General features: G+C 63.3%; 22 protein-coding genes. 5 read left to right on the top strand and 17 right to left on the bottom strand.

All coding sequences use genetic code 11. From position 1 onward, the window contains the following. Positions 1-137: 137 nt before the first annotated feature. Positions 138-1,457, bottom strand: coding sequence for an LLM class flavin-dependent oxidoreductase (locus QQL24_RS02995; RefSeq protein ID WP_284310391.1), 1,320 nt, complete (start codon positions 1,455-1,457; stop codon positions 138-140). A gap of 144 nt (positions 1,458-1,601) precedes the next feature. Here QQL24_RS02995 and QQL24_RS36515 point away from each other — a divergent pair, with 144 nt between their 5' ends. Continuing rightward, the gene (locus tag QQL24_RS36515; protein ID WP_431310629.1) at positions 1,602-1,883 is read left to right on the top strand and encodes a hypothetical protein; all 282 of its coding nucleotides are present in this window, start codon (positions 1,602-1,604) and stop codon (positions 1,881-1,883) included. A gap of 424 nt (positions 1,884-2,307) precedes the next feature. Beyond that, positions 2,308-2,556 (top strand): helix-turn-helix domain-containing protein, encoded by a 249-nt coding sequence (locus QQL24_RS02985; RefSeq protein WP_284310390.1) that lies wholly within the window; start codon positions 2,308-2,310, stop codon positions 2,554-2,556. A gap of 188 nt (positions 2,557-2,744) precedes the next feature. Here the strand turns inward: QQL24_RS02985 and QQL24_RS02980 are convergent, their stop codons facing one another. After that, the gene (locus QQL24_RS02980) at positions 2,745-4,016 is read right to left on the bottom strand and encodes a S41 family peptidase (protein ID WP_284310389.1); all 1,272 of its coding nucleotides are present in this window, start codon (positions 4,014-4,016) and stop codon (positions 2,745-2,747) included. 157 nt (positions 4,017-4,173) lie between these two features. On the opposite strand from QQL24_RS02980, the gene QQL24_RS02975 reads away from it, so the two are divergent. Continuing rightward, complete coding sequence (locus tag QQL24_RS02975) at positions 4,174-4,617, top strand: group III truncated hemoglobin (protein WP_431310628.1); 444 nt, start codon at positions 4,174-4,176, stop codon at positions 4,615-4,617. Positions 4,618-4,627: 10 nt separating this feature from the next. Here the strand turns inward: QQL24_RS02975 and QQL24_RS02970 are convergent, their stop codons facing one another. From QQL24_RS02970 to QQL24_RS02960, 3 genes are all read right to left on the bottom strand, one after another. Next, complete coding sequence (locus QQL24_RS02970) at positions 4,628-5,134, bottom strand: hypothetical protein (protein WP_284310388.1); 507 nt, start codon at positions 5,132-5,134, stop codon at positions 4,628-4,630. 43 nt (positions 5,135-5,177) lie between these two features. Next, on the bottom strand, positions 5,178-5,576 hold the full coding sequence (locus QQL24_RS02965) for a hypothetical protein (protein ID WP_284310387.1): 399 nt from the start codon (positions 5,574-5,576) through the stop codon (positions 5,178-5,180). Positions 5,577-5,736: 160 nt separating this feature from the next. Beyond that, positions 5,737-6,789 carry a LuxR family transcriptional regulator gene (locus QQL24_RS02960; protein ID WP_284310386.1) on the bottom strand — a complete coding sequence of 351 codons (1,053 nt, stop codon included), beginning with the start codon at positions 6,787-6,789 and terminating at the stop codon, positions 5,737-5,739. Between QQL24_RS02960 and QQL24_RS02955 the strand changes: the two genes are divergently transcribed. After that, complete coding sequence (locus tag QQL24_RS02955) at positions 6,745-7,557, top strand: hypothetical protein (RefSeq protein WP_284310385.1); 813 nt, start codon at positions 6,745-6,747, stop codon at positions 7,555-7,557. The two genes, QQL24_RS02960 and QQL24_RS02955, sit on opposite strands and share 45 nt — an antisense overlap. A 10-nt stretch (positions 7,558-7,567) precedes the next feature. On the opposite strand, the gene QQL24_RS02950 is transcribed toward QQL24_RS02955, so the two are convergent. Continuing rightward, positions 7,568-8,590, bottom strand: coding sequence for a methyltransferase (locus QQL24_RS02950; RefSeq protein WP_284310384.1), 1,023 nt, complete (start codon positions 8,588-8,590; stop codon positions 7,568-7,570). Then, complete coding sequence (locus QQL24_RS02945; protein ID WP_284310383.1) at positions 8,587-9,459, bottom strand: MarR family winged helix-turn-helix transcriptional regulator; 873 nt, start codon at positions 9,457-9,459, stop codon at positions 8,587-8,589. The genes QQL24_RS02950 and QQL24_RS02945 overlap by 4 nt, the downstream gene beginning before the upstream one ends. 101 nt (positions 9,460-9,560) lie before the next feature. Between QQL24_RS02945 and QQL24_RS02940 the strand changes: the two genes are divergently transcribed. Beyond that, on the top strand, positions 9,561-10,517 hold the full coding sequence (locus tag QQL24_RS02940) for an IS481 family transposase (RefSeq protein WP_284310382.1): 957 nt from the start codon (positions 9,561-9,563) through the stop codon (positions 10,515-10,517). Between the two features lie 97 nt (positions 10,518-10,614). Here the strand turns inward: QQL24_RS02940 and QQL24_RS02935 are convergent, their stop codons facing one another. From QQL24_RS02935 to QQL24_RS02890, 10 genes are all read right to left on the bottom strand, one after another. Continuing rightward, a complete protein-coding gene (locus tag QQL24_RS02935; RefSeq protein WP_284310381.1) occupies positions 10,615-11,766 on the bottom strand; it encodes a flavin-containing monooxygenase in 1,152 nt (383 codons plus the stop codon). 358 nt (positions 11,767-12,124) lie between these two features. After that, entirely contained in the window at positions 12,125-12,535 is a 411-nt protein-coding gene (locus tag QQL24_RS02930) for an acyl-CoA thioesterase (protein WP_284310380.1), read from the bottom strand. Positions 12,536-12,704: 169 nt separating this feature from the next. Further along, the gene (locus QQL24_RS02925; RefSeq protein WP_284310379.1) at positions 12,705-13,196 is read right to left on the bottom strand and encodes an RNA pyrophosphohydrolase; all 492 of its coding nucleotides are present in this window, start codon (positions 13,194-13,196) and stop codon (positions 12,705-12,707) included. Beyond that, entirely contained in the window at positions 13,193-13,696 is a 504-nt protein-coding gene (locus QQL24_RS02920) for an RNA pyrophosphohydrolase (RefSeq protein ID WP_284310378.1), read from the bottom strand. Before QQL24_RS02920 ends, QQL24_RS02925 begins: the two co-directional genes overlap by 4 nt. A 9-nt stretch (positions 13,697-13,705) precedes the next feature. After that, the gene (locus QQL24_RS02915) at positions 13,706-14,296 is read right to left on the bottom strand and encodes a DsbE family thiol:disulfide interchange protein (protein ID WP_284310377.1); all 591 of its coding nucleotides are present in this window, start codon (positions 14,294-14,296) and stop codon (positions 13,706-13,708) included. Beyond that, positions 14,293-14,496 (bottom strand): heme exporter protein CcmD, encoded by a 204-nt coding sequence (ccmD, locus tag QQL24_RS02910; protein ID WP_284310376.1) that lies wholly within the window; start codon positions 14,494-14,496, stop codon positions 14,293-14,295. Before ccmD ends, QQL24_RS02915 begins: the two co-directional genes overlap by 4 nt. A 1-nt stretch (position 14,497) precedes the next feature. Beyond that, positions 14,498-15,256, bottom strand: a complete 759-nt coding sequence (locus QQL24_RS02905) for a heme ABC transporter permease (protein ID WP_284310375.1) — start codon at positions 15,254-15,256, stop codon at positions 14,498-14,500. A gap of 169 nt (positions 15,257-15,425) precedes the next feature. Beyond that, the gene (gene ccmB, locus QQL24_RS02900) at positions 15,426-16,094 is read right to left on the bottom strand and encodes a heme exporter protein CcmB (protein WP_284310374.1); all 669 of its coding nucleotides are present in this window, start codon (positions 16,092-16,094) and stop codon (positions 15,426-15,428) included. After that, complete coding sequence (gene ccmA, locus QQL24_RS02895; RefSeq protein WP_284310373.1) at positions 16,091-16,711, bottom strand: heme ABC exporter ATP-binding protein CcmA; 621 nt, start codon at positions 16,709-16,711, stop codon at positions 16,091-16,093. The genes ccmB and ccmA overlap by 4 nt, the downstream gene beginning before the upstream one ends. Further along, complete coding sequence (locus QQL24_RS02890) at positions 16,708-17,736, bottom strand: KpsF/GutQ family sugar-phosphate isomerase (protein WP_284310372.1); 1,029 nt, start codon at positions 17,734-17,736, stop codon at positions 16,708-16,710. The genes ccmA and QQL24_RS02890 overlap by 4 nt, the downstream gene beginning before the upstream one ends. Positions 17,737-17,779: the final 43 nt, after the last annotated feature.

Here is a 17,779-nt window from a genome sequence, read left to right as displayed (position 1 = left end):
AGAAGCGCAAAGACGCGTCGAAACAAAGAGTTAGAGCAAAGAAGAGTTCACGCGTGAACGCGCTTTGCTCTGGAGCTCGTGAGGACACCGCTGAGGCCAACAAACTCGACCGATGCGCTTTGCCTTTCGATCGCTCCTCAGGGGAAGAAGCGGTTGGCCGGCCGCGGCAGGCCGAGATTCTCTCGCAAGGTCCTGCCCTCATACTCTCGCCGGAACAGGCCCCGTTCCTGCAGCACCGGCACCACCTTGTCGACGAAATCGTCGAGACCGCCGGGCAGATAGGGGAACATGATGTTGAAGCCGTCCGAACCCTCGCCGTGCAGCCATTCCGCCATGGCGTCGGCGATGGTTTGGGGCGTGCCGACGAAAGCAAGGCCCGCGTAACCGCCGAGCCGCTGGGCAAGCTGGCGCACGGTGAGCCCCTCGCGCTCGGCGAGCTGCAGCACGCGCTCACGCCCGCTCCTGGACTGGTTGGTCTCGGGGATCGGCGGCAGCTTGCCGTCGGGATCGAAGCCCGTGGCGTCATGGCCGAGCGCGATGGAGAGCGAGGCGATGGCGCTGTCGTAATGGACGAGGCTGTCGAGCTTGGCGCGCTTGGCCTTCGCCTCCTCGACCGTGTCGCCGATAACCACGAAGGCGGCCGGCAGGATCTTCATGTGGTCGCGGCTGCGCCCGAGCGTTTCCATGCGGCCCTTCACATCGGCATAGAAGCGCTGCCCGTCCGCAAGCGTTCCCGGCGCGGTGAATACCGCCTCGGCGGTCTCGGCCGCCAGCTTGCGACCGGCTTCCGAGGAGCCCGCCTGCACGATCACCGGCCAGCCCTGCACCGGACGGGCGATGTTGAGCGGACCGCGCACCGAGAGGTTCTCGCCCTTGTGGTCGAGCACATGCATCCGGGCGGGATCGAAGAAGATGCCGCTCTCGACATCACGGACGAAGGCATCGTCGGCCCAGCTGTCCCACAGGCCCGTCACCACGTCGTAGAATTCACGCGCCCGGTGGTAACGCTCATCATGCTCGACATGGTCGGTCAGGCCGAAATTGAGTGCCGCATCGGGGTTGGAGGTGGTGACGATATTCCAGCCTGCCCGGCCGCCGCTGATGTGGTCGAGCGAGGCAAAGCGGCGGGCGACATGGTAGGGCAGGTCGAAGGTGGTCGAGGCGGTGGCGACGAGGCCGATATGCTCTGTGGCCCCGGCCAGCGCCGAGAGCAGGGTGAAGGGCTCGAAGGAGGTGGACGTGTGGCTGCGCTTCAACGCTTCCACCGGCATGTTGAGTACGGCGAGATGGTCGGCCATGAAGAAGGCGTCGAAGCGGCCCTGCTCCAGCTTCTGGGCCAGGCGCCGGAGGCCTGGAAAGTTGAAATTGGCGTCCGGCCAGGCGCCGGGATAGCGCCAGGCGCCGGTATGGATGCTGGCGGGCCGCATGAAGGCCCCGAGCCGCAATTGGCGAGCCATGAAATTCTCCACTGAAATCGCTTGTGAATATGGGAACGGCCGGCAGCCTTGCCAGGAAATGAGCGTAGCGGACTCTGCCTCGGCGGATAATTACATTCAACACATAGCTCATATGTAATTGTCGCATCCTTGAAGCCAAGCCCCATGATGAATCTGACGCCGCTGCTCCGGCGAGACAAACCAGCGGGGAAGACAATGCCCGTCTGGTTCATCACCAGTGCATCGCGACGTTCCGGCACCCTGATCGTCAAGGACGCCCTGGCGGCGAGCGATGCGGTGATCGCGACAGCGCGCAAAAGGCGATCCGAGAGCGCCGCCAGCCACAGCCTCTTCCGAGCTCCGGAAGAGGCTTCTTCGCACCTCACCCGGTCACGAATCAGTCAAATCCACGTGACCAAAATCGAAGAATATCAAGGGCCTGATTGACCTGCCGCATTGTCTCGGTCAATGTACCTTTCGTTACACTCGAGTGGCAGCCATGTTATTGATGTATCAGCAGAAACAGCTAGCTATTTGTGCTCGAAATCGGCTAAGCTTGACCGTCGCGAATTTCGGTCCTATCGTCCCGATCGCGTGATTCACGGATTGACATCCCTTTATCACTGACAATTATACTTGAAGTTATACTCGCGTAGGGTGATTGCCCCAGACAACAGACAGGCGTTCTTCTGTCGCTCACGAGAACTGTAGCCTGCCTTTTATGCGTTTCTAAGCAATGCCGCGGTGTGCCAAACGGGTTCGGACGCAGCGGAACCATCCCGAGGAACGCTCTGTCCCTCATCCACCTCAACTGGAGCCTATAAAAGCAAAAACCTATCCATCCCCGGATACTCATAACAAGGAGTGACATATGCCCTATTCCGGAAGCGAACACGCCCTCTCGAAAGCAACGACCTCCGCCGCCATCAACGCCGGAGCTCACGTCTTCAGGGAGGCCCGCGAAGCAAAGGGATACAGCATCGAGGATCTGGCCGTGACATGCGGCCTGACGGTGGACGAGATCAAGGATGTTGAATTGGGCCTGGATGCCAGCCCCAGCTATCTGCGCCGCGTGGCTGCCGCTCTCGGCCTGCCGGAAAACGCGGCCTGCAACGCCTAGAGCAAAGCGCGTTTAAGCTTAGACGCTGCTTTGCTCTCACTCTTTGTTTCGACGCGTCTTTGCGATTCTTGCCGATGCCGTCAAATCGCAAAACGCTTTAGAAAGCAATCCAGGGAGGAACCGACATTCGCCGCATCCGTAGGCTACGGATGCGGCGAATGTCGTTTTGAGCGCTGCTGAAAGTGCAGTTACTGCGTCAGGCGCCGCGGCGGGAAGGCCGGGTTCAGGCGAACGCCACGCAAGAGATCGAGCGCCGCGTTGAGCTGGGTATCGTCCCTGGCATCCACGGGGACGTAGAAGGACGAGCCGCCGCCTTCCTCCTCACCGTCCGGCGCCTTGAGATGACGGGCGAGTCCTGCCTCCCCGCTGGTGAGATGCACATCGCTATAGGCTTCGGCATCGCGCTGGAGTATGAGAATGTCGGGCTCGATGCCCTCGGCCTGAATGGAACGGCCCAGCGGGGTGTAGTAGCGCGCCGTGGTCAGGATCAGGGCGCTCTGGTCGGCCAGGCGCGAGACGGTCTGTACCGAGCCCTTGCCGAAGGAGCGCGTGCCGAGAATGGTGGCGCGTTTGAGGTCCTGCAGCGCACCCGCCATGATCTCCGCGGCCGAAGCGGTGCCGCCATTGATCAGCACGATCACCGGCTTGTCGCCGATGAGGTCGGCGCCATTGGCGATGAATACCTTGGCGAGATTGGGATCTCGCCCACGCACCGACACCACCACGCCCTTGCCGACAAAACCGGCCGAAACCGTGATCGCCTGGCCGAGCAGGCCCCCAGGGTTGTTGCGCAAGTCGACGATATAGCCCTTGAGATCCTTGGGCTTGATATCCGCCTGCAGCTTGTCGGTGGCCTTGTGCAGGCTGCCGAAGGTGTTGTCGTCGAACTCGACGATGCGGATATAGGCGACATCCCGTCCGAGTTCCTGGGTTTGCACCGTCTCGGTGGCGATGATGGCGCGGGTGACGGCGAGATCGAAGGCCATAGGCCTGCCCGTACGCTGGATCGATAGCCTTGCCGTGGAGCCCACCGCGCCCTGCATCTTCCTGAGCACATCATCGAGGCTCATGGACTGGAGCGGAGTCCCGTCGATGCTGAGGATGACGTCGCCGGCCAGGAGCCCCGCCTTGGCGGCGGGCGAGTCCTCGAGAGTGTGCTTGACCACGATCGCACCATTGTCGAGCGACACCTCGACGCCGAGGCCGGCGAACTTGCCCGTCAATTCCCGCTGCATGTCGCGAAAGGCGTGCGCATCGACATAGCGCGAATGCGGATCGAGCGAACCGACCATGCCGTCGATCGCCGCCTCGATCAGCTTGTGGGGATCGGGCTCGTCGACATAATTGGAGAGGATACGTTGATAAATGGCGGCGAAGCGCCCAAGTTCGTAGATCTGTTGCGCGCTGTCGGTACCGGGATCATCCGGATCAAGCGGCTGTGCCATAGCCGGAGACGACATCAGAGCAATTGCGAGACAGATGACTGCAAGTGGACGTACCGGCATGGCAGCCCCCACCAAACATCATGCAAACAGTATACAAGATAATAATGGCCGGATAATAGCGCCCTTGCGTTTATGTTCCTTGCGAAACAGTACCGGCATGACGGATTCATCAATGATTTCCAGCATAAATATGGCCGAAAGCAGCGGCACGACTCTTTCCGAAGCGATGATCGAACAACTCGTCCACACCTTCTACGGCCGGGTGCGGCAGGATGAGCTGATCGGCCCGATCTTCAACGCCAAGGTGGCCGATTGGGACGACCATCTCGCCAAGCTCTGCGCCTTCTGGTCTTCCATGGTGCTCCGCACGGGGCGTTATGATGGCAGGCCCCTGCGCCCTCATCTGATGCTGCCGCTCGAAGGGCGCCATTTCGATCGCTGGCTCGACCTCTTCGAGCGAACCGCCGGCGAGGTGCTGCCGCGCGAAGCTGCGCTCGTCTTCATCGACCGTGCTCGCCGCATCGCCGACAGTTTCGAGATGTCGATCGGCACCCGGAGGGGCGAGATCCGCCCGCCCCGCCATCAAAGTCGGCCAATGCCGCTGGCGGACGGGTAGCGCGTCGGTCTCAGCCAACCGATCCCATGCCGAAATGCTGATCGAGACGCGCGAATTGCAGCACTTGTGCGTAGCCCGCCGCCATCTCCTGGCTCACCACTTCCAGCATCAGCCGATTCTCGATCCAGACTTCGATGACGTGGAAAACCGGCGGTCTACCGGGCACGCCGCGCCCGATATACTTGGTCAGCCAACCTTCCCGCGCGCCAATGCATTCGATCTCCTCCCGCTCCCGTGGGACCGATACAAGCGCGTGAAACGCCGTCGATGCCGGCGGAGCGCCGCCGCCTGACTTGATGGTGTCGACGAAGGTCGGCCCGTCGTCGCCCTTGCCAGGTTCAAGCACCACGGCGGCCGGATAGACCTCGATCATGGTTCCGTGCGGATCACCGCTCACAGCCATGAAGGCACCCGAGACCGGGCCGGGGAACGGATAGGATCGTCCCTTCATCAGTTCGGCGAGGACCTCGGAAACATGACGCGGGTCGGATGCCGGGATCGATATGTGATGGAGCATTTGAAATCGTTCCATGTTGATGGGGAAATAGATCGAAGCGCCGCTATCGGGGAGTGCGATCGCCTGGCTGGCCGCCGTTCCGGGCCAAGCCGATGCACATGGCGAGAAAGAGGAGTGCACCGAGAAGCCAGATCAGGGAGCCAACGATCGCAAGCACCGGCGTTGTCTGGGTAACGGCCAGCGCTATGCCGGGCAGAAAGGTGATGGCGCCGAGATTTGCGACGCCGAACTGCCAAGGCGCTAGCTTCGACGCCCGCAATTCCGGGAAGGCTCGCAAGGTGAGACCGTACAGGCCCAGTGACGCCCAGCCCACCAGGTTGATGTGGGCGTGAACGGCGACGAGTTGAAAGTTCTCGGTGATACCCATGCCGATACCAAGGCAGAGACCGATAACAAGATATGCTGCTGCGGCGACGATGTAATAGCGGTCGATCCGGCTCACTGTGCTGCCTCTATGCTTCACCTGAACCCATGATTACGCCAACGATGCAACCACCCGCTTCGGTCAAATCACCCATCGTTCGAAAAATCTGCCTGGGTAATTTCCCGCGCTCACAGCTTGGCTGGCGCGAAACCGCCGGCCACGCGGACGCCGCCGAAGCTCAGAACAGATTGTGCTCGTAGGCGTAGGCTGTCGCGGCGGCTCGCGATGGCACGTCGAGTTTGATGAAGATGTTGGCAAGGTGGCGGTCTATGGTCCGCACGCTCAAGCCAAGCTCGGTGCTGATCGATCGATTGGTCTTGCCGTTCGCGACCAGGCGCAGGACCTCGATCTCGCGCGTGGTCAGATGGCAGCATGCCTTTGGCGCAGAGACCCGCGGCACGGCCAGGAGAAGCTCGATATCCGGCATGGCACGGAGATGCCTGAACGTTGTCAGGGCTTGATCGAACGCCAGTCTTGCTCCGGCCTGCTCCCCCAAGGCGAGATTCGCGTACCCCATTGCCACTCTCGTACGAGCGGCCTCATAGGGGACACCGACCGATTGCCACAATGCCAGCGCCTTGCCGAGTTTCGCCAGACCGGCCTGCGCGTCGCCTTCCGCCACGCGGATCATGCCGCTCGATTGGAGAGCGAGGGCCATCGGAGCCTCGGTGCCCATGCGGATCGCGATTTCGATCAGTTCGTCGGCGACGTGCCTCGCCTCCTCATGCTTGCCGAGCCTGACCAGGATCTCCGCCAAAGCGGGCAGGAGGCGGAGCCGTCCCTGCCCGGCATGACAGGCATCCACCTCACGGCGAAGGCAGGCAAGCGCCTCTCGTGCCTTTCCTTGCGCCAGACGCAGAAGCGCCAATCCCGGCTGCAAGTTGGAACCCAGGTGCTCCGCTTCCCGGTAGGCCAGTTCAGCGCAGCGGAACTCTCCCCGCAGGCGGTGAATTTCCGCCCGCTGGTAATGCGCCGCCGCCCGCACCAGCATGGCTGGCTTCGAGGTTCCACCACGCTCGAGGCGTTTGGCGATATCCATGGCTTCCGGCCATTGTCCACTCAGATGCAGGATCTCGGCCCGGTGCAAAAGACATTGGCTCGAGAACACCGCGACCTGGGGCTGCGACTTGCACCAGTCATCAAAGGCCGAGGTCCATTCACGCGCCCGGTCGAATGCAAACATTCGATGATAATTCGCGATGGCCGTGCAGTAGACCAGCCCGGTGAACATGGGTGTCAGCTCGCCCGCGACCACGGCGACCATCGCTTCATCGAGCAACGCAAGACCGGCCGCGACCTCGTCATCCGCCAACAAGGCCCGGCCTTGGAGGGTCCGGGCATAGACACCGAGATCGTTATCGCGGAAACGATCGCCAATGCTGGCCGCGGCAGCAGCCAAGCTGCCGGCAGACCGATTCTCATTCAGGGCCAGATGCCGCTGTACGGCGGGCAGGAGAAGATACCCCCGCTCGGGGCAATCGTCTCCGGCGCGTTCGACGAGGCGCTGGGCCCTGGCGAGCCAGCCATTGGCGCGGGAGACCTGCCCCTGCCAGGAAAGCCGGAACCCGATCCAAAACGCGGTTCGCGCGGCAGCGATGGTCTGGTTGTTGGACTGGTAACAGTTGTGCGCCTTCTCGAAGGCCTTGAGATAATCATCCTCGCGGCCCGACAGGCCAGCGGCGATCGCGAGGCGCTCGAAGTCCTCGCCCCTGAAGTCGCTGGCGTCCGTGGCGGCGGCAAGGGCGTCGGAGTCATCATTCCGGCCCGGAACATCGTGGGCAGGCAGGTCGCGCTGATAGGCCTCCTGCACGATATCGCGATTCGCTTCTTCCAGGTTTGCTCGCATATTCGCCCCTCGCCGCTGTGCGGCGCCCGACCAAGAGCGCGAAAGCACGCTTATCGGGCCAAGCATGTATTCATGTTGCAAGATGCCGGCATGAGACCGGGCGTTTTCCCGACTGCCCGACCTGTGTGGCGAAGAGGACGAGCGATCGGCTGACGACCGGCCGTCAAGGCGGTATTGGCTCACCCTCGATAATCGTCATGCGTGTGCCCGTCGCGATGAGACGAGCCAGGCGGAAGCCTGCTGCGCCAAACAATCCCGCGAATTGCTCCTGCGTGCGCTCCTGCCCGCCGGGCGAAACCAGCATGTTGAGGTCGCTGAACTTCGCCTCGGCGCCTTGGTTTGGTGGCGCGATCGGGCGCTCGATGACCAGCAGCCGGCCATTGGCGGCGATTGCCTCCCGGCAATTGCGCAGGATGTCGGCCGCGGCGCGGTCATCCCAATCGTGCAGGATCCCCTTGAGGACATGGATGTCGCCAGCGGGAACCTGCTCGAAGAAACTGCCGCTCACGACCTCCACCCGCGCTGCCAGACCCATCGCTGCAACACGATCGGTGGCTCGCGCGGCGACCTGCTCCAGCTCGAACAGCACACCGCTTAAAGCTGGATTGGCGTTGAGAATACCGGCCAGGAGGGCACCCTCGCCACCACCCACATCCACGACGCGGCTGACGCCAGCAAAGTCGTAGGCCGCGACGACGGCATCGCAGACCTGGCGCGAAATCGCGGTCATGGCCTTGTCGAACAGGGCGCCTTCCTCGGGATGCTGGGCTCGATAGGCCCACACGCCGGTGCCATGAACATGACTGAAGGCGCTGTCACCGGTTTGCACGCTGTAGAGCAACTCGTCCCAGGCGCGGCGAACATAAGGCCGGCCAATGAAGGCGGCCCAAGGCCCGACGGGATCGTTCATATCGGAACCCAGGCATTGCGCCATCGGCGTCAACGCAAAAACCCGATCTTCTTCCTCCCGGAATATATCGACAGCGGCGAGGGCGCGAAGAAGCCGGTACAGCGCCCCGGAATCGGTGGCGGTGGCCTGGGCCAGGTCCTCGATCCGCCGCGCACCCCCGATGAGATGATCCGCGATCCCCAGCACCGCAGCGACGTGGATCGCTTGCGAAACCTGGTAGCCGTTGACCAATCGCATCAACGCGACGGACGGGCTCTCTTGTGCTGCCGTTGTCATGGTTCGGACAGCCCCTGCCCGTTTCCGCCGGGACACATATATCCATCCCTGCGCTTCGCGTTGCGGCGGCCACTGCCAGGCCGCGCATAGCCATCGTTTCCTTCGACGACACGTGCCAGAAGTTCGAGCAGCGTAGCCTGTTCAGCAGGCTCGAGGGGGGCCAGGATCCTGGTCTGAGCTTCAAGAAGAACGGGCCTCACGCGCTGGCGCAGGGATGTTCCAAGCAAGGTCGGCACCAGAAGCCTGACGCGCCGGTCCGCCGGATCGAGCGTTCGGTCCACCAGGCCCATCGCCGCAAGCCTGTCCACCATCTGGCCGATACTGGTCGCATCGATGCCGAGCGCCATGGCCAGCTTGCGCTGATCAAAGCCCGGGCGATCGTCGATGGCGGCCAGCACTGCATATTCGATGGGTCGCAGTCCCTCCGGCATCAGGATCTCCGCACTGACGCCAACACAGATCTGGTTGAAACGGCGGGCGAGATGCGCGGGCACGCGATGGCGCGCCAGCAGTCCCGGGCTGGGGCCTGCCGGCTCGGCCCCTGAGCAGCGGCCTCCGCCGAGTTCCGCAGTCTCGCGATTCTTGGTTTCATATATATCATCAGAATTCATATCATCAGAATACTGATGATATGCCAGACAGTCAAACGAAACTCTCGCCTCACTGCTGGCGCGCTCGGATTTGAGCGACGCCGCGAGATTGGCATCGCGCATGCTATCAACAGCCGGGGAGAATAGCCGTGACTTGTTGTGAAACCTTCGGCCGTGGAGGTCGGAGATCTCGAACGCCTCGCGATTTGGCGGAATCGGCCAGAATTGCAAAGACGCGTCGAAACAAAGAGTTGGAGCAAAAATGCGTGTACGACCCAAACGCGCTTTGCTCTAGCTGTGAGCTTTCAGGAGGTTGTCCATCCGGTCTGAACCGAGGAAGCTGAGGTTGTTGAAGCTTCAGTTTTCCAGGGAGAGACCGGATGAACAGCCATAAGAATGCCCTTCTGACGCCTCGCGGTCGAGAGCCTATGGTGCGCGCGGTGGTGGATGGGGGGTTGAGCAAGGCGGTGGTAGCGCGCCTGTATCAAACCACGCCGAAGACGGTTGCCAAATGGGTCGAGCACTTCTGCAGGGACGGCGTGGCGGGCCTGCGTGATCGGTCCTCAAAACCCCTTTCATCGCCGAGCCAAACAACGCGAGCCACCTGCGCGGCCGTCGAGGCCTTGCGCCGTCAGCGCCACACCGGCAAGCACATCGCGGCGCAAGTGGGCGTTTGCCCCGCCACCGTCAGCCGTATCCTGCGGCGGCTGAGACTGAACCGGATGCGTGATCTGGAGCCCGCCGAACCCGTTCGCCGCTATGAACGGGCCAGCGCCGGCGAGATGATCCACATCGATATCAAGAAGCTTGGTCGTTTCGAGAAGATCGGCCACCGGATCACCGGCGATCGCACCGGTCAGAGCAACAGCCGCGGCGTCGGCTGGGAATTCGTCCATGTCTGCATCGACGACTATTCCCGCCTCGCCTTCGCCCAGATCAAGCCCGACCAGAAGGCCGACAGCGCCGTGTCTTTCCTCAAAGCGGCCGTGGCCTATTACAAAAGCCTCGGCATCACCGTCACCCGTGTCATGACCGACAACGGCAGTTGCTATAAGGCCTTTGCCTTCCGCCATGCCTGCACGGATCTGGGCATCAAGCACATTCGCACCAGGCCCTACACCCCCAAAACCAACGGCAAAGCCGAGCGCTTCATCCAGACCGCCCTCAGGGAGTGGGCTTATGCTCAGGCCTATCCAACCTCACTACGCCGCGCCCAAGAGCTCCCAATCTGGCTGCATCGATATAATTGGCATCGCCCACACGGCGGCATAAAATCTCAAACTCCTATCAGCAGACTCGGCCTGTCCGAGGACAACCTCTTGAGGCTCCACAGCTAGCGCGTCTTGCCTTCAGATCGAATCACCAAGAATCGCAAAATGCTTTGATGCCAATGCGCTAGTTTGGAAATCCGCTCCTACCTGAACGCATTTTGCTTTAGGCGCTGCGAGACTTCAGACGCGCCACGATCATATCGGCGATGTAGCGCGCGTCGCGCCCGACCCCGTGAATCATTGCCGACGACATCGCATAGAGAAACGGCAGCCCGACGAAATAGAGGCCCGGCTCACCTTCCGCGACGCCGCGATAATGCATGGGACGGCCGTCGTCGCCAAAGATCGGGCGCTCGATCCAAGACAGGTCATGTCTGAAGCCGGTGCACCACACGACATTGTCGACCTGCAGGCGGCCCATGCCCTCCAGGACAGGCATGCCGTCCACGACGCCGATGGTCCGGGCCACGCGTTCGACGCCCACGCGGTGGAGATCAACAGGCTTGACCCTGATGAGGGGGCCGCCGCCGGCGACAATCCTCGGCCGCACCTTGCGCCCAAGGCGCGTCCGGACTGTGAGGACGCGATGAAACACCAGGCGGAACAGGATGCGCACCAGCACGTGCCGGGCCAGCGCCGTCTCGATCCTGAACGGCACATGGCCTGTGTTGCGCCCCGATAGAATGACGTGATGCCCGGCCTTTGCCAGTTCCATGGCGATCTCGGATCCCGAATTTCCCGCGCCGACGATCAGGACATTGCCGCTGCGCAATTGCGAGGGATTGCGATAGTCACTCGAATGCAGTTGCGTGATGTCAGGTGAAAGCTGCCTGGCAAAGGCCGGGATCTTCGGCTCCCTATAGCCTGACATGGCAATGACGACATGGGCGGCCTGATAAAGCGTAGGCCCCGCCCTCACGACATAACCATCGCCGCCCTTGTAGATGCGATCGACCTTGGTGCCCAACTGTACCGGCAAGCGGAAGCGTTCCGCGTAGGCCTCCAGATAATCCGCCATCTGGTCCTTCGAAGGGAAATGCTCCTTTCCCCCTGGAAAAGCCATGCCAGGCAGGCCATCGAAATGGGCGGGCGAGAACAGACGAAGCGAGTCCCACCTCGCTCTCCAGCTGTCGCCGATGCGGCTGGCACCATCAAGGATGATAAGATCTACGCCGCGCGACGCCAGATAATGGCCGACCGACAGCCCGGCCTGTCCAACGCCGATGACGACAACATCGAAACGTCTGGCATTGGCTCCCGCTCTGGCCAAGGCCCCACCAAGGGTTACGGTGTCCGGGGAGATCGGGATATCCATGGAATGCCCGGACCTCCCGAGCGAAAAATCTGTGTGCATGTTGCCTCTGCCTGTTTTGCAAAGGCCTTGCTATCAAGCTCGCGCAACAGGCGCTTCGGCCAAAAGCCCCATGCCACACGCCTTTGTATGATGGGTAATTTACGCCACCGTTCGGCAGGATATCGGCCCGGCGGCCGGGATTTCCACGTCGCCATGGCATCTGCGTTCAATTTACGGCTATGCCACGCCGGTGCTGTCGACACTGACCCTGGTGCTGGTGGGTGCTGCTGATCGTCGTCGGCGCCCTGCTCGCCTGCGCGACCAGCTTTTCCCGCCCAGGAAGGGAGGCCTTGAAGCCGCGTTCGATTGAGCGAAGACCTCAGCCTCCCGCCTTCCGAATGAAATGATCGATGATGGACTTCGAGACGCGCGCCGGACGATGGGTCTCCGCATCGAGACAGCACCAGCTCGACTTCACCTCGGCAAGCACCTCCTCGCCGCGCTTGATGATGATCTCATAGAACGCCCGGGCGCCGTGGACCTTCTCCAGGATGACGGTTGCGATCACATGATCATCCAGGAAAGCCGGCTTGCGATAGGTGATCTCATGCTTGAGGGCGACCCAGGACAGACGCGCGATCGCATCGGCCGGCGCCAGGCGCTCCCAATGGCTGATGATCGCCGCCTGCACCCATTTGAGATAGCTGGCATTGTTGACGTGGCCCATGAAATCAATATCAGCACGGTCGATGCCGACGGTATAATCATAGGGGGCAACACTTCGAAACATGAATAGGGCGCCTCCGCGCAAAAATCTTATATGGGAACTGCGGAGCCCGATTACAGGCCGCACGCCCTTGCGAGACGACACAGTTGCGACGAGGGGAGCATGTTCACGCAGCACGATGGCCTCAGCAAGGCAAGCGGCGGGATTATTGCTGTTTCATGAAACTGTAAAATTATACCAGCGCAACGAAGGCCCTGGCCATGCGCTCATAGGATGGCCGCTTGTGCGGCGTCACCAGGTCAGGCAGGCGGGCCAGGCTTTCCCAACGCCAACCGAAGAACTCCTGCGGCTCGCCGGTGGGAAGGTTGACGACATCGATCTCGCTGTCCTGCCCCTCGAAGCGGAAGGCGGCCCAGCGCTGCTTCTGGCCGCGGAAGGGCGAGAGCTTGTGCGGTGGGCCGTCATAGGGCGGGAAATCATAGGGCCACCATTCGTCCGTCACCGCCAGCAATGAGGCGGAGCGGACATTGGTCTCCTCCCACAGTTCGCGCCGGGCCGCCGCGACGATGTCCTCGCCCTCGCCGATGCCGCCCTGAGGGCACTGCCATTCATGACCGGGCACGATGAGCTCTGGGCCCGAGGTCTCCGCGCGGCCGACCAGCACCAGGCCCTGCGCATTGAACAGGGCGATGCCGACATTGGGGCGATAGGGTTTTTCGCTCATGCGACAAGATGGCGGAAGGCGGCCACGACTTGGCTGTAGACGTCGCGCTTGAAGGGCACGATCAGGCCGGGCAGGGCTTCGAGATCCTCCCAGCGCCAAGCGTCGAACTCGGCCTTCGCGCCGCCGCCGGGATGCTCGACGTCGATCTCGCTGTCGGTGCCGGTGAAGCGGAAGGCATACCATTTCTGGGTCTGGCCGCGATAACGAGCGGTCCAGCCACCGCCTACCGCCTCCGGCGGCAGGTCGTAGGAATACCACTCCGGCGCCTCGGCCAGCAGCGCGATGGAGCGCACATTGGTTTCCTCGTGGAGTTCGCGTACCGCCGCCCCATAGGGATCCTCGCCCTCGTCGATACCGCCCTGCGGCATCTGCCATTCCAGCGTCGGCTTGTTCGGCTGGCCTTCCTTGCTGCGGCGGCGGCCGATGAAGACCTTGCCGGCCGCGTTGAACAGGACCGCACCCGCGCAGGGCCGGTAGGGAAGCTTGGAGCGGTCGGTCATATCGGGCCTTTATTTCGATGCGCCTTCGATGGCGGGCAGGAGCTTGTTCGCCAGCTTGTCGTCATCGAGCGGGCCGACGATCTTGTCGACGATCTCGCCCTTGCCGTTGACGATGAAGGTCTCGGGCACGCCATAGACGCCCCAGTCGATGGCCGAGCGGCCATTGGCGTCGACGCCCACGGCGTCATAGGGGCTGCCGAAGGTGCCGAGGAAGCGGCGGGCGTTGTCCGGATCATCCTTGTAGTCGATCCCAACCAGCCGCGCCTTCTTCATGGCGGCGAATTTCATCAGCTCCGGATGCTCTTCCTGGCAAGGCGCGCACCAGGAGGCGAAGACATTCACCACGGTGACGCCGCCGGCCTTGAAATCAGCGGTGGCAAGGCCCGGCACCGGCTTGCCGTCGCGCGTGAGCTCGACGAGAGGCGGCAGCTTCATCTCCGGCACCGGCTTGCCGATCAACGCCGAGGGCAAGGTGGAGGGATCGCCGCCGTCCCGAAGCTGGTACAGGAAGAGGCCCGCCAGCGCTGCGAAGACAATCAAGGGAATCAAGACGAGCGCGCGGCGGCGCGGGGCCGGCGGCAAGGTCTGGCTGTTGCTCACGCCGCCTCCTTGCCCGGAGGTGAACCTTGGCGCGACCGCCGACGCAGGCCGCGTGCTTCAAGATCGGCGAGGGTCTTGCGCTGCAGGCGGTAGTCGGCCAGCACCCAGACGATGAGGGAGACGATCACCACCAGCGCCGCCGCATAGGCCCAGACGATGAAGGCCCAATGGGTGCCGAGGTCCATGCCGAGGATCACCATCTCAGGCCTCCGCCGGCACGGCAGGCGACACGGCACCGGTCACGCCGGCCGCAGCCATCAGACGCATGGTGCGAATGCGCCGGCGCAGGATCTCATTGCGAACAGCCATCACGTGGAGCGTGGCGAACAGGAAGGTGAAGGCGAGCGCCATGTCCAGCAACGGCCACAGCATCATCCAGGAATAGATGGTCGAGCCGCCGATACGGAAGACCGAGGCGCCCTGGTGCAGCGTGTTCCACCACTCCACCGAGAATTTGATGATGGGTATGTTGACGGCGCCCACCAGCACCAGCACGGCGCAGATGCGCGCCGCCTTGCCGGGGTCCTCGATCGACTGCCAGAGCGCCAGCAGCGCCAGATACATCAGGAAGAGCACCAGCACCGAGGTGAGCCTGGCGTCCCACACCCACCAGGTGCCCCACATCGGCTGGCCCCAGAGCGAGCCGGTGACGAGGCAGAGCAAGGTGAAGGCCGCGCCGATCGGCATCGCCGCCTTCATCGCTACCTCGGCCAAGGGATGGCGCCAGACCAGCACGCCGAGTGCGGACAGCGACATCACACCCCAGCCCGCCATGGCGAGCCAGGCGCTGGGCACGTGTATATACATGATCTTCACCGTGGCGCCCTGCTGGTAGTCGTCCGGCGCCATGGCGACGCCATAGAGCCCGGCCACGAACAGCAGCGCGGTAACGGCCATCAGCCACGGCAGCAGGCGCGCGGCGAGGCCCAGGAACACGGTCGGGTTGGTGAATTTCCACATGGACGCTGTTTTACCCGCGCTGAGGCGGCGAAACAATGACGGAGGGAACAGATTCTGGGAGCGCGGACTTCCAGTCCGCTCTTGAAACGAAGACGGACGAGATTGAGGTACGGCCTTGTTCTCAAGGGTCGTCGTTTCCAAGAGCGGACTGGGAGTCCGCGCTCCCAGGTCATTCCAGCCCGAACCGCAGCGCCCAGGCGGCCGCCACCGTGCCCAGCACGATCGAAAACAGCGTCATGGCACACAGCAGGAGAAAGGGCGGCAGGAAGGGCATGGGGCCGGTGATCGCTGCCGTCGCCGCCGCCACGCCGAAGATCAGCACCGGGATGGTCAGCGGCAAGATCAGGATCGAGATCAGCATGCCGCCGCGGCGAAGCGCCACGGTGAGCGCCGCGCCGATGGCGCCGAGGAAGGTGAGCGCCGGCGTGCCGACCAGCAGGGTCAGGCTCAGCGGGGCGATGCCATGGCCGGGCACGTTGACGAACAACGCCAGCAGGGGCGCCGCGATCACCAGAGGCAGGCCGGTGGTAACCCAGTGGGCCAGCGCCTTCACCGCCACGGCCAGCTCCAGCGGCGTGCCGCCGAGATGGAGGAGGTCGAGCGACCCGTCGTCGAGGTCGGCCTGGAACAGGCGGTCGAGCCCGAGCAGGGTGGCGAGCAGCGCGCCGAGCCAGAGCACGGCGGGACCGATGCGGGCGAGCAGATTGAGGTCGGGGCCGACGCCGAAGGGGATCACCGTGACCACAGCGAGGAAGAAGATCACGCCGACGGGCGCGCCGCCGCCCGAGCGCACGGCCAGCCGGACGTCCCGCACGAAGAGGGCGCCGAGCGCGCTCATGCGCCACCGATGGTAAGGGTCTGGCTCGGCGGGAGGCCGAGATCGCCATGGGTGGCGGCGAGGATAATCCCGCCTTCGTCGAGATGCTTGCGCATCAGCTCGGCGAGGCGCGCCTGCGTCGCCACGTCGAGGGCCGAGGTCGGCTCGTCCAGCAGCCAGACCGGGCGCCAGGAGACGAAGAGGCGGCAGAGCGAAAGCCGGCGCTTCTGCCCCGCCGAGAGATAGGCGGCCGGCAGATCAGCGAGATGCTCGATGGCAAAGAGATCGAGCGCCTCCGCGATGTCGAGCCTGATATCGCCGTAATAGGAGCGCCAGAAGCTCAGATTCTCGCGCACGCTCAGCGAGGGCTTGAGGGCATCGCTATGGCCGCAATAATACATGTGTTCGGGAGCGCTCTTCTCGGCCTCGCCACCTTCGAGGCTTAGCGTGCCTGACGTCTTCGGCACCAGGCCGGCCACCACGCGCAGCAGGCTCGACTTGCCGGCGCCGTTGCGCCCGATCACGGCCACGAGTTCGCCCGCTCCCGCGCTGAAGCCGATATCCTCGAACACGAGCCGCCCGCCCCGCTCGCAGGCAAGGCTCTCGGCGATCAGGCGGAGGGCATGGGCAGTGCTCAAACGAGGCCGGTGTTGATCAGGTCGAGCATATGGACGACGCCGACCGGGCGGTCATTCTCCATGGCGAACAGCACGGTGATACGCCTGGAGTCCAGGATCTCCATCGCCTCGCTCACCAAGGCGTCGGTGCGGATCACCCGGGGCGAACGGGACATGATGTCGTCGACGCGCTTGGCCATGAGATCGTCGGCGATATGGCGGCGCAGGTCGCCATCGGTGACGATGCCGACCAGGGCACCGGCCGCATCGATCACGCCGACGCTGCCGATACCCTTGCTCGACATCTCGCGGATGACCTCCGGCATGGGCGAGCCCGCCAGCACCAGCGGCATGGCATCGCCGGTACGCATGACGTCGCGCACGAATTTCAGCGCCGCGCCGAGCTTGCCGCCAGGATGGAAGACGCGGAAATCCTCGGCCGTGAAGCCGCGCCATTCCAGCATGGCCATGGCGAGTGCATCACCCAGCGCCAGGATCATCACCGAGGAGGTGGTCGGCGCCTGGCCGTTCGGGCAGGCCTCCTTGACCTTGGGCAGGATGAGGCAGTGATCGGCGGCCTTGGCCAAGGTGGAAGAGGGCGCCGAGGTCACGGCGATCAGCGGGACGTTGAAGCGGGTGGCATAGTCGATGATGTCGCCGAATTCGCGCGTCTCTCCCGACCAGGAGAGAGCGATGACGGCGTCATCGGTGGTGATCATGCCGAGATCGCCATGGCTTGCCTCGCTCGGATGCACGAAAAAGGCGGGCGTGCCGGTGGAGGCAAAGGTGGCGGCGATCTTCTTGCCGATATGGCCCGACTTGCCCATGCCGGAGACGATCACCCGGCCCTTCAGGCCGCCGATGCGATCCACCACGGCGGCAAAGGCCGTACCGAGGTCGCCGGCAAGCGCCTCGCTCATCGCTTCCAGCCCGGCCCTCTCGGTTTCGATCGTGCGCAGGGCCGAGGACCGCGCCGAATTGACAGGGACCGCCGCCTTCACCGCGCCATGAGCCTTGTTCAAACCTTGCCTCTTTGCAATTTGCATCTCACGGCGGTGTTTATCACAAAAAAGATGAACGTCATGGTAT

The organism is Labrys miyagiensis, from assembly GCF_030160835.1.
Classification (GTDB): Bacteria; Pseudomonadota; Alphaproteobacteria; order Rhizobiales; family Labraceae; genus Labrys; species Labrys miyagiensis.
Note: the sequence above shows the minus strand (reverse complement) of the source record. Positions and strands in the feature narration are given on the sequence as shown.